The following is a 14,856-nucleotide window of genomic DNA, read 5'->3' as shown; positions in this document are numbered from 1 at the left end:
GAGGTTATGGCTATATCAATATGCTTTAAGAAATCATCTTATTTCAGTGTAATGGTAAACGATACGGATTTTGCACCTGCGTTTACTTTCACTGTAGTCTCATCTACTTGCTCTGCACCTTCTACGGAAGCGATAGCTCCCAGATCTTTAAGGGAAAGCGAGAATTCTTTACCGCTGCCTTCTGCAGTAACTGTTACGCTGTTGCCTTTGCGGGCAGCCTTCACAGTCAATTCAGGAGCACCTTTAAGATCACGTACGGTTGCAGAAGTAGTAGTACCTTCTTCAAGTGAATACAGGCCAAATTTCACGCCATCCGCAAAGTCATAATCGGGTTTGTTGTCGATGCTGCCGATTGCCAGCAAGGAGTTCTGACGAACGAACAGTGGCAAGCTGAAGAAATCATATTTCTCTTTGCGCCATGATCCGCCTTGTACAGTTTCACCAGATAGCAGGTGTGTCCAGCGACCCGCTGGCAGATAGTATTTCACTTCGCCGTTTTCTTGGAAAATAGGCGCTACGAGCAAGGAATCACCCAGCATGTATTGGCGATCAAGCACTTCGCATGTTGGATCTTCCGGGAATTCCATAACCATCGCCCGCATAGAAGCCCAGCCATGCTCTGCAGCCTGGCCAGCCACATCATAGAGGTAAGGCATCAAGCTGCATTTAAGCTTCGTGAAGAAGCGGGTAACATCACAAGCTTCATCATCGTACGCCCAAGGTACACGATACGAAGTGCTGCCGTGCAGACGGCTGTGGCTGGACAACAGTCCAAAAGCTAACCAGCGTTTGAATACATGTGCCGGAGCAGTGTTCTCGAAACCACCGATATCGTGACTCCAGAAACCGAAACCGGACAAACCTAGGGACAAACCGCCACGAAGGCTTTCTGCCATGGATTCATAATCTGCGTAGCAATCTCCGCCCCAGTGAACTGGGAACTGTTGGCCGCCAGCAGTTGCAGAACGTGCGAACAATGCTGCCTCATTCTTGCCAAGCTTCTCTTCCAATACTTCAAATACAACTTTGTTGTACAGTTGAGTGTAGTAATTGTGCATTTTCATCGGATCAGATCCGTCGAAATAAACTACATCTGTAGGAATCCGCTCACCGAAGTCTGTCTTAAAGCTGTCTACGCCCATATCTACCAAATCACGCAGGTAGCCGGCATACCATTCACAAGCCGCAGGGTTAGTGAAATCCACCAGTCCCATACCCGCTTGCCACAGGTCACATTGATAAACGTCGCCGTTAGACTTTTTGATCAAGTATCCGTTTTTCTTGCCTTCTTCAAACAAGCGTGAACGTTGGCCAATATAGGAGTTGATCCATACGCAGATCTTCAGGCCTTTTTCCTTCAGGCGTTTCAGCATGCCCTCTGGATCTGGGAATACACGTTTATCCCATTCAAAATCAGTCCATTGATACTCACGCATCCAGAAGCAGTCAAAGTGGAATACATGCAGCGGCAGATCACGTTCTGCCATACCTTCTACGAAGGAATTTACAGTTTCTTCATCATAGTTGGTAGTAAACGAAGTTGTCAGCCACAATCCAAAAGTCCATGCTGGTGGAAGCGCTGGTTTACCTGTAAGAGCAGTATAGTTGCTAATAACGTCTTTAATGGTAGGTCCATCGATCACGAAATATTCCAAGCTTTCTCCAGCTACGCTGAATTGGGCCTTTTTCACTTTTTCTGAAGCGATTTCATAGGAAACCAATTCCGGATGATTAACGAATACTCCATAACCTTTGCTTGATACATAGAAAGGAATGTTTTTGTAAGCTTGCTCGGAGCTAGTACCGCCGTCTTTGTTCCAGATATCTACGGTTTGTCCATTTTTCACGAAAGCTGTAAAACGTTCGCCCAGACCATATACGAATTCGCCTACGCCGAGATCCAGCTCATCACGCATGTACGTGTTGCCGTCTTGGTCGGTGATGTAAGCCATGGATTTAAAGCCACTGCCTGTAATACGTTCTTCGCCGCGATAGAAATCCACCGCCCATTGTTCGCCTTTGCGAATCACTACACGAAGTCCGCCGCTGATCAGCACGGTTTCGAGATCCGTTTCTTCAATCTTCACATGATCGCCAGTTCCTTTAGTCAGTTCGAAAACCGGACCACGTTCCTGTACACCATCATGATGAATAATTTTAATGCCTACCACGCCTGGAAGCGGGGAATGGAATTTTACAGTAAGCAGGGTTGAATTCAGCGTTGCTGCGCGCCCTGTGATTGGAGTCGTTTGTGTAATTGCTGTTAATCCTTCGGGAGTCTTTTCTACAACATAATTTTGAACTGCGCCGTTAATCGTGATACCTTCACGAACCAGCCAGAGACCATCAGTAAATTTCATTGTGTACTTGCCACCTTTCAATTTGGTGTTTATAGTTGCATTATACCGATAAAAAATGAACAAAACTAATACTATATAGCTCATTTATAACACTATTTTGATGTTTTTTAAGAAAAGAGGCGTTTATATGGACCGTACAACTCAGAGTTTGCTAAAAGAAAACAGAGTTCATGGAGATAGTATGTTTCCACTCGCAGCTTATTGGATCGAGCTTCCATCCGGAACGCATGTACTTGATACACATTGGCATGAAGAAGCGGAGTTCTTTATGCTGCTAGAAGGAGAAATTCTGTTCCAAGTAGACACAGAATATTTTCCTCTCCGAGCTGGAGAAGCGGTATTTATCGAATCTGGCGATATACACGCCGCCTATGTGCTGAACGAAGACACCCCCTGCAAATTCTGTGCGCTTGTATTTCTGCCTGATCTTTTGGCTAGCGCCCAGTACGATACGATCCAGCAAAACGCGATTTTGCCACTGCAAGAGAAACGCCAAAGCTTTCCGAGACATATTACACCCGCTATCCCTTGGCAGCAGGAACTGCTTCATCATCTGAAGCAAATGATGGAGGCATACGCTAATAAAATGCCCGGATTTGAGACCTTTATGAAAGGAACTTTGCTAATCATGCTTTCCAAGATTACCGCAGAGGGCCGATTTGAGAACCGCAGCCAATCGGATGATGCAGATACTACCAAGATTAACCGCCTTAAAAAGGTGATCCTTTATATCCAAGATAACTATCAGGAACCGATCCGTACCCGTGATCTATCAGAGCTTATTCCCATGAGCGAGGGGCAATTCTGCCGCTTCTTCAAAATGATGACTCGTAAAACGCCAGTCGATTACATCAACTCTTACCGGATTCGCCAGGCTGCCGATCTGCTGCAGCAAAGTGAAAGAAAAATATCCGACATCGCATTCGAGGTCGGATTTGATAATGTAAGCTATTTTATAAAGGTTTTCCGCAAAGCGATGAAATGCTCGCCTTCGGAGTTTAGGAAAGGTGCGGGCTAGTCTCATCTACTTCATGCAAAAACGATGGATTCCAACCTGATTTTTAGGAATTACAACCTTTTGGAGGCTCGCGATGAACTCACCGATTCTTAGCTTTATCACACCGCCTATTCCTTATTTCATAGACTGTGGCCGTGCTCACTACAATGCTGGAGACTATCATATCAGTCGTAATTGCATCGGCGTATTTGATCTAATCATTGTTAAAAAGGGTACGTTGCCTATCGCCGAGAACGAGGTGCACTGGGAGCTAAAGGAAGGAGAATTCCTCATCCTTCGACCAGATGCCCATCACTATGGCTTTGCCCCCTGTCCTATCGAAACAGAAATCATCTGGATTCATTTTCAGACTTTCGGCAGCTGGATCGAGTGTCAGGATATGAACGAATGTCTGGAAAATCAGAGCGAGCTCATCGAGAGCCATAAACAAAAAGCTTATTTAAATCACTGCGATATATGCTCGATTTTTATTCCGAAGTATATGAAAATTTCAGAGAAGGCAATGGAGGTATTAGAGTTCTTTTTCCATCTGGAACAAGAACCCCAATCGATGCGCAACTGGAAGCGCCAAGCCTCCTTTCAACAGTTTCTGCAATTCTTGGACCGCGATCTCGCCGAGGCATCAGATGCAACCGCCATTCATCTCGCCGAGAAGATTGAATTGTTCATTCGGCAAAATTATACTCGTGATGTAACTAACTCCTTACTTCAAAAAGAACTTAACTATCATCCCAACTATCTCGCCAAAAACATGCTGAAAATATATGGTGTGACCCCTATGGCCTATCTCCTGTCCTATCGTCTAGAACAATCCAAGCGGCTGTTAATTCAGACTTCCTGGTCCATCGCCCGCATTGCTGAAGAGGTTGGCTTCCATCATATTACTTACTACTCTTCCTGCTTCTCCAAAAAAGAAGGCATCTCTCCCTCTCACTTCCGACAAAAATTCACTGGAAAATAGACATGAAAAAGCCTGGAATCGAAAACAGCTTCCTCTTCCGGGCTTTGTTCAGATAGGCTAATCAAATATAATTCGGATAAAGAAGTTGTTAAGCGTCCATCAAAAAGCGCTGCCGCTAACAGCTCTCTTTATTAAATATTACTGCTGATTTGCCGATATATTATAGATAGATCTTATCGTCGTAGGAGGATAATGAACCATGCATATAACGAATATGACCTCATCTATGGGAACGAGGTTTAATGTATCTGTTAGTCACCAAACTAATGATAAAACTATGAAATCAAACAGCAATATTAGTGGTAATGGTAATGGAGACAAATTATCAATAAGTAAATCTGCAAAGGCCGCTTTTCAAAGTCAATCCAAAATGGACGGAATGGTTAACTCCCTGCTTAAACAAAAACAAAATATCATCGACAGTAAGAACAGTCTAATTGAAAGAACTACCAAAAGTTCACATAATCTCGAATCTATTCAAGATCAACTTAAGGAGTTCGACAAGCAGCTTCAAACGATTGACCAACAAATTGCAAAATACAGCTTCGAAGAGCAACAAAAGAACTTAGAAGATGCACAAAAAGCTAATCCAACGGATGAACCTAAAACCGAGCAAGAGATACAAAATGAAAGATTGAATACGATTGTTTCTGTAAGCCAAGATGTTAGCCAAATGGAGGTAGTTTCTTCTACCCACACTAAGATGCGTGGCGAGGCTAAAGTTCTGACCAAGGAAATAGAGCTGGATGAGACTCGTTCTACGCATTCTGCAACAGCCAAACGGGAGCAGTTATCCAAAATCGAAACTAAACTATCGGAAATGAACGAAACGTTAGGCGATGCCATGAAAGACACGGGAGATAAAATTAAAGATCAGATCGATAAAGCAGGTGCAACAGAAATTAAACCTTCTGAAGAGAATACCAATGAGCGGACAGAACAATTAGCTACCTATCAAGAAATTCAACGTTTAGCCGAAGAATCTGATAAGTCGCAGCTAGAAATACTAATCTAACAAGGGCAAGATTCTCTATATAAAAAAGCAATCGGATCTCCTTCGCATCAGAGGGTCTGCCGATTGCTTTTTTAGATGCAGCTGATGTTATTTTTCGGCTATTCCTTCCGAATCACAATAAAGCAGGTGCTGTCCGGCAGCGCCACTTCCTGTCCGCTCTCATCCATGAACCTTACTCTATCACGCAGAGCTTCGGTATAACCTTCTTGCAGGTAATGCCGGAAGACCTCAATCTTCGCCTGCTCTCCTAAATTCTGTTCAATAAATGAGGCAAACTCCGTAGGGGTGAAATAACCAAATTGTTCTTGGACTTCGTGAATATAAGCCTCTTCCCCCCAAGTATACGTATATAAAAATTCCATGGCATCATTAACGGGCATGAGCACTTCTTGTTCCCCTAATCTCTGAAACTGAATCTGACGTCCAGCAAAATCCTTCGCATAACGCTCCAGCCACATCAGACCGTCCTCTTCCAAAAAGCGAACTCTCCGTAGCAATGATGCAGGTTCGGTCATGATCCCATCGCGGATAATGATAACCCCGCCAGCTGACAATACCGCAAAGGCACTTCGCAGAGCTGCGGAGACGGTGTCGTGATTGAATTTATTACCATTTAGCGGCACATAAGAATATAGCTCATGCAAAATCGAAGAGAAAATTACCGTGTCCACCGTTCCGGCCTCCACGAAATCTTTAAGGTTCAACGCATCTCCCTGCAGCACCTCCCAGTGGCGACCTTCCCGCTGCTTGCGTTGCCGCAAGGCTTCCACTACATTGCTTGATATATCAATGCCGATAGGGGTAACCTCGGGCATACGCTCTTCCAGTAAATCCAGCAGCACACCGCCGCCCGGACCGATATCCAGCACTTTTTGTCCAGTGACATGATCCAGAATTACGGCTTTATAATCTGCTGTATTATTCATTTGGCTTAGGTAGGTTTCTTCATTATGAAAACGGTCGAAAGCATCCCTGCGCAACTCGAATAGGTCGAATAACAGCAATACAGCACGTTCATACAAGGGTGATTTTTCAGCTTCCATACAGAATTCAATCAGCTTCTCAGCCGCTGCCGAGAATTGGAATTGAAAAAACACCGTGCCTGGCAGATGTTCCTTAGAATATTGCTGCAAGAGTAGGTGAGGGTTCTCAGCAGGCAAAGTCCCTTGCTCGATATCCTTCCATGTAAGCTCCGCTAAATATTTTTCGATAATCCGCTTCTTATAAACATTGGTCTTCTTAACACCCTTGTAATCGTAGTAAATGCTGTTCATGACGTGTTCGAAGCTGATATGGCTTAAGAATTCATTCTGCGCCCTCTGGGCAGCAAGCACCATCACCTTCAAAAATTGCTCCAGCGAAAAGGTCTGTAGTGCAGATTCCACATACCAGAAGGTAATCTTACTTAATGACTCCAACCGTTCGGCATGGAAACCTTCCTGCGTCAGCTTAGCCCATTCCGTAGTGAAATCCTCTCCTCTAGAGATCGGACCCAGCCGCATTCTGCGCAGTCGTTCCTTCATCGGCATAGGACTAGCAAGATTGCCTGAAGAAATCAGCTCAATAAGCTGCTTCACTTCATGCTGCACATTCTGCCATAACTCGGGAGACACAGCTCCGATGATGCATTGATTGAGCACGGTCAGCAGGCGTTCCAGTTCCTCCGCGGTTAGCAGCTGATCTTCCACTATATCATGGAGTGGCTTATTGACTTCCGGCGGCACTTCTCCGCGAATTTGCTGTCCTATGAGTCCATGAGTCTCAATTAGCCGCTGAATCATCGCACCTTTCTCGGAGACAGCCCTCCCTAAATATCTCTCATATAACTGTGCGGAACCTAAATTATGTACAAAACAATTGATCCCTTCCTCCTGCCAAACCAGCCGCTCCTTTGCTGTACCTCCCTTAGCCGTTTCTGACCAAATTAACGTTTCCTCCACCAGCTCTTTTATCCAAATAGAACGGGGGAGTTGGTCCAGAATCTGCAAGCTACGTTCCACATAATCCAGTACGGGATTCCTGCGATCCAGCTCCTCCAGAGATTCCACACGTTCCAAATTTACAATCTGCTCCTCCGCTTGGACAATAAGCTTCAGCCAGAGGTGATCCTCCAAATGATCTTGCACACCTTCACGGTATAAGGCGATGGCTTTCAGTGATTTCAGCATATGCTCCTCCTTCGCTCCAAAGTGGAGACTATAAAGACCTATTATTATATATATACAATCCCGTTAATTAAAAAACAGAACCAGGACTCATGAAATAGCCATGTCCCGGTTCTGTTTGCATTCCAATCATTAGGTTCCGAACCGCTGCCGATACCCACATTTGCGGCACAGCTCCTCCACCGCTTCTCTACGTGAAAAGCCATAGAATAAGTTGTTCGCCCGCTCCCCTTCCACAATCTCTGAGAACGGAGTTTCATGGATGTTGCCTAGGTTAATTACTCCTTCACCATCCAGACAGCATGGCACAACAGTGCCATCCACAAGGATCGCCGCTTGGCTCCGCAGGGCATGACAGAACCCTTTTCCGTCATCTTCCGGCTCATTTAGCGCTGGCCAACGGAACTCATGGTCCTGATTAAGGTAGACGCGTGGGGCAATCTTGACACCACTGCCAGGCATAACCTTTTCTTCGATCTTGAAATCCAAGTTGAAGGCTTCCTCCAGCAGGGCGAGGGTTTCACGGTTACGGTTTCTCTCCAGATTCGTCAGATTATCCTCCGTCAAATTCCACAAGCGGAAAGAAATAATGACCCCTTGCGCCGAGGCTTCCCGTACAAAAGAAATTATCTCTGAAAGATAGCCTTCACGGTTCTCTGACCCTTCATGCCCATCAAAGCTGTGCAGAGAAAAGTTCATCTGACGCAGTGCGGGCTTACCAAGAATTTTAGGTCCGGCTTTATGAATTAACGTGCCATTAGTTGTAATATTAACTTTGAACCCTTTGGCATGAGCAGCATCCAGCAGTTCACCTATCTTGGGATGCAGCAACGGCTCCCCTTTGACGTGAAGATAAATATGATTGCTGTGTGGTTTAATTTCATCCAATATCGTATTAAACGTATCAAGCTTCATGAAATTTTTCGTCCGGGCGGTTTGTGGACAAAAGCTGCAGGCGAGGTTGCAGACGCTTGTTATCTCAATATAAACCTTTTTAAAAGTCTTCAAGTCCTGCTCCCCATTCTATTTATTATAAATCTGAGGCATAGCGGAGACCGATCTGTGCTCTGGCTTCCTCCATAATCTCTGCTGCGGCCATGGAGTTCTCATGAGTATTAATTCTGCTCTCCCGTTCACCATTCTTAATCAAGTTGATGAATTCCTCAACCTCATAATACATAGGTTCAAACACCTGAGGCAACGTAAGCTCCTCAACTGTACCATCACGATAGTAAATTTTCACCTGATAAGGCTCATTGATCTTGTCGATCACCATCGTACCGTTCTCTCCATGAATCTCAGCTGGCAGATAGGAGTCGGAAATCTTGGAGTGCATAACTACCGCATCCATATCGTCATATTTCATAATGAGACTTCCTTCACCATCCACACCTGAGGAGAGCATGACACCCACTGCCTGTACTGATTGAGGCTTGCCAAAGAGCACTACCATTGGATACAAACAGTACACACCAAGATCCATTAATGAGCCATTGGAAAAAGCGGGATTAAACGCATTTAGCACAGTCCCCTGCCGATAAGCATCATATCTGGAGGAGTACTTACAGTAACTTGCAAAATAACGGCGAACTTGGCCGAGTTTATACAAATTATCCCGAATCACTCCAAAGTTCGGCATAAAAGTCGATTTCATCGCCTCTACCAGCAGCACATCATTTGTACGCGCAGCTTCAATCATAGCTTTAAGCTCCGTACTGTTGGATGCAGCCGGTTTCTCGCAGAGCACATGCTTGCCGTGATTTAAGCACATAATCGCTTGTTCTGCATGCATAGAATTTGGACTGGCAATATATATAGCATCTACATCTTTGCTTTTCACCATATCTTCCAGATTCGTATAAATTGTAGCTCCCGCATATTTAGCAGCAAAGGCCTGACCTTTCTCCATTGTGCGAGAGTACACGGCTGTCAGGATAAACTCCTCATTCTCCAAGCCGGCTTGCACGAAGCGGTCTGTAATAAAGTTTGTTCCAATGACCCCGAAACGAATTGTCATGATGTTATCCCGTCCTTTTTAGTTATTACTAACTCTACATGCTATTTTCTCACTCATAGGTAGTCATGTCTACTTTTTAAGGCAAATTAACGACAATTTCTGATAAATTCAGCAATTCTCTTGTTACTGGCGGAGCACCTCTCATCGTACAACGCAAAAAAAGGCGTATCCCAGCCACCCTTTCATGGCTTTTGAGATACCCTTTTTTTGGAATTAAAATGATTCCCTGAGCTTACGGACCCAGATGAGCTCTATATAATCGTCCAGCCGCCATCTACAAACAAAGTCTGACCTGTAGTGTAGCTGGAAGCATCTGAAGCAAAGTAGAGCACAGCGCCGTTTAATTCCCCCGGATTACCAGGGCGACCCATCGGACACACTGCGTTGTACATTTTTAGCGCTTTTTCTGCAAATAACGTATTCTCAGTCATTTCAGTTTTGAACAAGCTTGGTCCAATCGCATTAACAGTAATCCCATGCTTAGCATAAGTTGCCGCCACCCCTCTTGTCAGATGGATCACTCCACCTTTAGCAGCATTGTAAGAATGTGTAGGAACCGAAGCAGAAGCTGTAAGGCCTAGCATTGAGGCTGTATTGACGATTTTACCGTAATTCCGTTCCTTCATATGCCGGATCACATGTTTCGACATCAGGAAAACGCCCTTTAAATCAGTATCCAGTACCCGATCCCAAGCTTCTTCTTCCAGTGCCTCAATCGGAACCGCATCCACCACACCAGCATTGTTCAGCAGAATATCAATTTTGCCAAAGGCTTCCATAACCTTTTGAACAGCCACAATAATCTGGTCCTCTTTTCTTACATCACACTCAATAGGAATTATTCTGCGTTCAGGGTATTTAGCACGGATATCCTCGGCTACTGCTACAAGCTTGTCATATCTTCTAGCCAAAATAGCAATGTCTGCTCCTTGCTCAGCAAGCATCTCTGCGAATTGTACCCCGATCCCACTGGATGCTCCTGCGATAATAGCTGTCTTACCCGTCAAATCAAAAAGGTTAGTCATTCTAATTCCTCCTAATGTTTGGTTAGCCGTTCCTTCTTCGGTTTCATTTCGTACAAACTCACTTCAAACGTGTAGGCTTATACTGAGGAAACAGGTTGCAAATTGTTCTCCCACCAGTCCCAGCGGAGATAGCAGTATGGAAGATACTCCATTGGATTCAGAGGCTCCAGAATTTTACCTTTTTCAAGCACATTTGTACTGACGGTGTAAACCGCGCCCAGCATATTCACAACTTCAAGCTCACTCCAAGGATCATGCGGAGAGTCTTGGAAGGTGATAGAGGCTTCAGCCGCTTTATAGACTTTAACCTCACTTACTAAACGCTGTGTGACCAAGGTTGGCATCAGATCGAAGCCGTTTCCGTCAATTGCATTGGCATATTTAATGTTATACAAAGGGATATCTTTGCCGTAATATTCCTCCAGAATCTTCTCGGCTCCATTGTCATTGAAGTGTCCATCCATAGTGGCTTTTACGTTGAAAAAGTCAATGCCATGCCGGCCGATTGCCCCATCAATGCCATCTTCTGAGGTGTTCATACGCACATCGGCCATTTTCTTAGGCAGCCCACATACTTCCCGGCCCATAGCCATCCCGATATCGCTTGTAATAGGCATCGACAGACAGTAGTTGCCTAATTGTCCGTTATAGTCTGCTAGAACGAACAATCCAGCTTCACGATAAGGTGGACAAAAGTTCGTAGCTGGGTAATTGGCGATAAAAGCATTTACCAGCGGCCGGCTTGTTGGCTTCAGTGGCTTCGGCAACAAACGCTCGATAATCTCTGGTTTGGTCTCCCAATACACCGTCAGCATCTCAGCATCATAAAAAGTGGTTGGCTTGCCTCCGTATTTCTGCAAATCTGCGAAACTTTTCACAAAACTCACCATGAATGAACCCTCCTTAGATTAGTAACCCTTTAGTTCAGCACAAATGCCGTCTCGAATCCAGATTGAATGGCCTGTCCGATTCGTCCTGGCTTGCCTGCATCGCCGATTACCTTCACATTGGGCAGTACCTGCTTCAGCTCATCAACGAATGAGCGATCGGGTGTAACACCAATGGATAATACAACAGCATCCGTCTTTTTCAGCGAAGTTTCCCCAGTGGACGTATTCTCAAGCACAACCGCGCCGTCCTGCACTTCTACCAGCTTGGTTGATGCTAAGAGCTCCACGCCGTTCTTTTTCAGCCTAGTCACAATGTCGATCAGATTTGGCAGATAGGCGTCTGGGCCAACCCGCGGCTGCATTTCCACCACCGTGACCTGATTTCCCATATCAGCTAAATATTCAGCCGTTTCCAGCCCTGTCATGCCGGAGCCGATGACCACAGCCTGCTTGTTCTTAATCACAACTGACCCACTAAGTACATCAACAACGGTGCAGACCGCTGCCTTCTTCACTCCCGGAATAGCAGGCACTATAGGCTGTGCCCCAGCAGCAACAAATACCGCATAAGGGTTCAGTTGCTTCAGTTGTTCCAGCGTAGGTTTCTTAGAGAGACGCACATCAACATCCAGGTCCTCTAACTGATGCTGCATATTATCAATAAACCAGTTCAGCTTCTCCTTCAATGGTGGCCGGCTTCCCAGCTCTACGCTGCCGCCTAGCACATCTCTGGCTTCGAACAATACAGGCTTAAAATCTCTGAGTGCCAGAATCCGTGCTGCTTCCATACCTGCTGGACCTCCGCCGATCACAGCTACTACTTTGCCATTGCCATCTTTTGCTGGTTCTGCAAATTCAAGCTCCCGGCCCACTCTGGCATTGACAGCACACTTGATTACCTTGCACTCCATCACTTCCTGAATACAGTAGAGGCAAGAGATACAGGTTCTGATCTCTGCTTCTTTACCTGCTGCGGCTTTGTTCCCCCACTCCGGATCGGCCAGTTGGGCTCTTCCAAGGGCTACAAAATCCGTGTTTCCTTCCTGTAGCAGACTCTCAGCAAATTCAGGCTTACGGATCACATCACAAGCAATCACTGGAATTTGCACCGCTTGCTTAATGGCTGCGGAGAGATGTTTTTTCCAGCCTTGCGGGTAGGATATCGGCTCAATGATCGTATTGGATGATTCATAAGTGCCGGAGCTTACATTTATGCAATCCACTCCGATGCTTTCCAGATGTTTCGCAGTCTGGATAGCCTCATCCAGTGTAATCCCGCCTGAGACAAATTCATCGCCGTCGATTCGCACCGATACTGGGAATCCTGCGCCACAGGTCTTTTTGATGCCAAGCACAATTTCGTTCAGGAATGACATTCTACCTTCCAGTGAACCGCCATATTTATCAGTTCTCAGATTGGTAAGCGGGCTCAGAAACTGTCCTACGAGATAGCCGTGGGCACCATGGATCTCCACGCCATCAATACCTGCTGTTTTAGCTATATAAGCTCCGAACACAAATTTACGAACTAACTCTTCTACCTCTTCAGTAGACAGCTCCCGGGGCATTTCCCCAATCGCTGAAGACATCACTGCGCTAGGAGCAACAATTTGTTTGCCTCCAATAAGCCGTCCGTGATTTTGCCGGCCCGGATGCTGGAGCTGAAGGAATATTTTGCTGTCATGACGATGCACAGCTCTTGCCAGTTTCTCCAGACGCGGCACAAACAGCAAGTCACTTGCATTCAGCTGGTTCGGTGTACCTACTCCGGTCTCATTATCCACACGCGTAATTTCCGTAATGATTAGACCACAGCCACCCGCGGCACGCTCCTCATAAAAAGCAATCATTTCATCCGACGCTTCACCACTGGCCGCGGCCAGTGACGTTCCCATAGCCGGCAATACAATTCTATTCTTAAGTTCAAGGCGTCCAATTTTACCTGCTGCAAACAGTTTTTCATATTTCATCTGCTTAGCACCTCCACCTTTAGTTTAAGGCGTCCAATACTTTGTGAATATATTTACAAGCACCAAAAATCACTTCTTTATAGTGCATATTGCACTATTATTGAAACAGGGGGCGATATGAATGGATGTTTCCTTAAATGAGCAAGTATCAGGTAAAATCGAAATGGAGCATTATACCGCATCTTTGTTTACTGCATACATTTCAGGTGCAGGCCTTTCAGCTATCGTACAGACAGCTGCCGAGCTACTGCAGAATCCCGTCATTGTATTTGATTGCAGCTTCAAAATTGTAGCTCACTCTGACCTTTCCGATATCGACGATTACATATGGAGTGATAATATCCGCAAAGGTTATTGCTCTTACGACTTCATTGCGGCCGTGAGCAAAATGAACAGTGTCCAGCGTGGGAAACAAAGCGATGAATCTTATGAGGTAACCTGCGAGGAAACGTCAAACTCCAAACTGATCTCCAAAATAAAAGTAGCCGGCAAACAAATCGGCAATGTATTGCTTCTTGGATGCAAAAATCCTTTTCGCGCCAGAGATAACGAGCTGCTGTCCATCACCGCTACCATACTTGCCGAAGAGATGGGCAAAAACAGCTACTATCGCAACGCCAAAAATATAAAAGTTGAAGATTTTATCTGCGCTCTGCTAGAGGAACAGCTTCAGGACAACCGGATTATTCAAGATAGAATGCGGAGTGCAGGACTAAAGTTCGGGAATCAGCTGCTTGTGCTGCTGTTCGATCTTACCTGGTATGAGGGTTCAGGCCGTTATGATGATTATTTAAGAGAACGTTTGCAACAGCTTTTTCCGGGCAGTCCCTCCACTTATTATGACGGGCAGATTGTAATGATCCATGATGGAAATCTCTCCAAAGAGCTTGTAAATAAGCAGCTGCAGGAATTTCTAGCCCAAACCGGCATCTCGCTTGGCATCAGCAATATGTTCACTAATCTTATGCAATGTAGGAGACACTATCTTCACTCCCGAAACGCTATTCGGATCGGTTCCATTCTCAGCCCGCAGCAGCAGCTGACTTACTATTCAGATATCCAGCTCTATGAGATGCTCTCTGCTGATGTTGTGTTTAACGAGGATAATAACTACTACCATCCAGAGCTGCTCAAGCTTCAAGAATACGATACTGTGCACCAGTCCAATCTGTATCATACTTTTTACGTTTATCTCAAAAATAACCGGAACATGCAGATTACCTCAGACGAGCTGTACATTCACCGGAATACACTCAGATATAAGCTCGATCTTATTAGCAGACTGCTGGACACCGACTTTACCGGTTCTGAAAAAATGTTGGCGTACTATGTCTCTTACAAGGTCGCTGCTTTTTGTGAAAAAGCTAGGGAGCAGACCCGTACGCCGCAACGTTAATGTTAGAAGCTACTATAAACGCACAAACAGCCCCCGTTC

Annotated in this window: 11 protein-coding genes; 4 read left to right on the top strand and 7 right to left on the bottom strand. The window is 45.4% G+C overall.

Features of this window, described 5'->3' with window-relative positions:
* Positions 1–38: 38 nt before the first annotated feature.
* Positions 39–2,360, bottom strand: a complete 2,322-nt coding sequence (gene yicI / locus MKZ16_RS04455; protein ID WP_076105411.1) for an alpha-xylosidase — start codon at positions 2,358–2,360, stop codon at positions 39–41.
* Positions 2,361–2,487: 127 nt separating this feature from the next.
* On the opposite strand from yicI, the gene MKZ16_RS04450 reads away from it, so the two are divergent.
* The 3 genes from MKZ16_RS04450 to MKZ16_RS04440 all read left to right on the top strand — a co-directional run bounded on the left by MKZ16_RS04450 (position 2,488) and on the right by MKZ16_RS04440 (position 5,354).
* On the top strand, positions 2,488–3,378 hold the full coding sequence (locus MKZ16_RS04450) for an AraC family transcriptional regulator (protein ID WP_036680763.1): 891 nt from the start codon (positions 2,488–2,490) through the stop codon (positions 3,376–3,378).
* Between the two features lie 73 nt (positions 3,379–3,451).
* Positions 3,452–4,339, top strand: a complete 888-nt coding sequence (locus MKZ16_RS04445; protein WP_038568830.1) for a helix-turn-helix transcriptional regulator — start codon at positions 3,452–3,454, stop codon at positions 4,337–4,339.
* Between the two features lie 199 nt (positions 4,340–4,538).
* Positions 4,539–5,354, top strand: coding sequence for a hypothetical protein (locus MKZ16_RS04440; protein ID WP_076105412.1), 816 nt, complete (start codon positions 4,539–4,541; stop codon positions 5,352–5,354).
* Between the two features lie 98 nt (positions 5,355–5,452).
* Here MKZ16_RS04440 and MKZ16_RS04435 read toward each other — a convergent pair whose 3' ends face one another.
* From MKZ16_RS04435 to MKZ16_RS04410, 6 genes are all read right to left on the bottom strand, one after another.
* Complete coding sequence (locus MKZ16_RS04435; RefSeq protein WP_076105413.1) at positions 5,453–7,522, bottom strand: class I SAM-dependent methyltransferase; 2,070 nt, start codon at positions 7,520–7,522, stop codon at positions 5,453–5,455.
* 129 nt (positions 7,523–7,651) lie between these two features.
* Complete coding sequence (locus MKZ16_RS04430; RefSeq protein WP_076105414.1) at positions 7,652–8,527, bottom strand: radical SAM/SPASM domain-containing protein; 876 nt, start codon at positions 8,525–8,527, stop codon at positions 7,652–7,654.
* A gap of 22 nt (positions 8,528–8,549) precedes the next feature.
* Positions 8,550–9,536 carry a Gfo/Idh/MocA family oxidoreductase gene (locus MKZ16_RS04425; protein WP_038568824.1) on the bottom strand — a complete coding sequence of 329 codons (987 nt, stop codon included), beginning with the start codon at positions 9,534–9,536 and terminating at the stop codon, positions 8,550–8,552.
* 251 nt (positions 9,537–9,787) lie between these two features.
* On the bottom strand, positions 9,788–10,561 hold the full coding sequence (locus MKZ16_RS04420) for a glucose 1-dehydrogenase (protein ID WP_036680744.1): 774 nt from the start codon (positions 10,559–10,561) through the stop codon (positions 9,788–9,790).
* A 77-nt stretch (positions 10,562–10,638) separates the two neighbouring features.
* Positions 10,639–11,451, bottom strand: coding sequence for an acetoacetate decarboxylase family protein (locus tag MKZ16_RS04415; RefSeq protein ID WP_081393419.1), 813 nt, complete (start codon positions 11,449–11,451; stop codon positions 10,639–10,641).
* A 29-nt stretch (positions 11,452–11,480) separates the two neighbouring features.
* Positions 11,481–13,421: an NAD(P)/FAD-dependent oxidoreductase gene (locus MKZ16_RS04410; RefSeq protein ID WP_076105415.1), complete on the bottom strand. Its 1,941-nt coding sequence runs from the start codon at positions 13,419–13,421 to the stop codon at positions 11,481–11,483.
* A gap of 121 nt (positions 13,422–13,542) precedes the next feature.
* Between MKZ16_RS04410 and MKZ16_RS04405 the strand changes: the two genes are divergently transcribed.
* A complete protein-coding gene (locus tag MKZ16_RS04405; RefSeq protein WP_076105416.1) occupies positions 13,543–14,817 on the top strand; it encodes a helix-turn-helix domain-containing protein in 1,275 nt (424 codons plus the stop codon).
* Positions 14,818–14,856 lie beyond the last annotated feature (39 nt).

Origin of the sequence: Paenibacillus sp. FSL R5-0928 (assembly GCF_037970385.1) — a bacterium.
Lineage (GTDB): Bacteria > Bacillota > Bacilli > Paenibacillales > Paenibacillaceae > Paenibacillus_AQ > Paenibacillus_AQ odorifer.
Note: the sequence above shows the minus strand (reverse complement) of the source record. Positions and strands in the feature narration are given on the sequence as shown.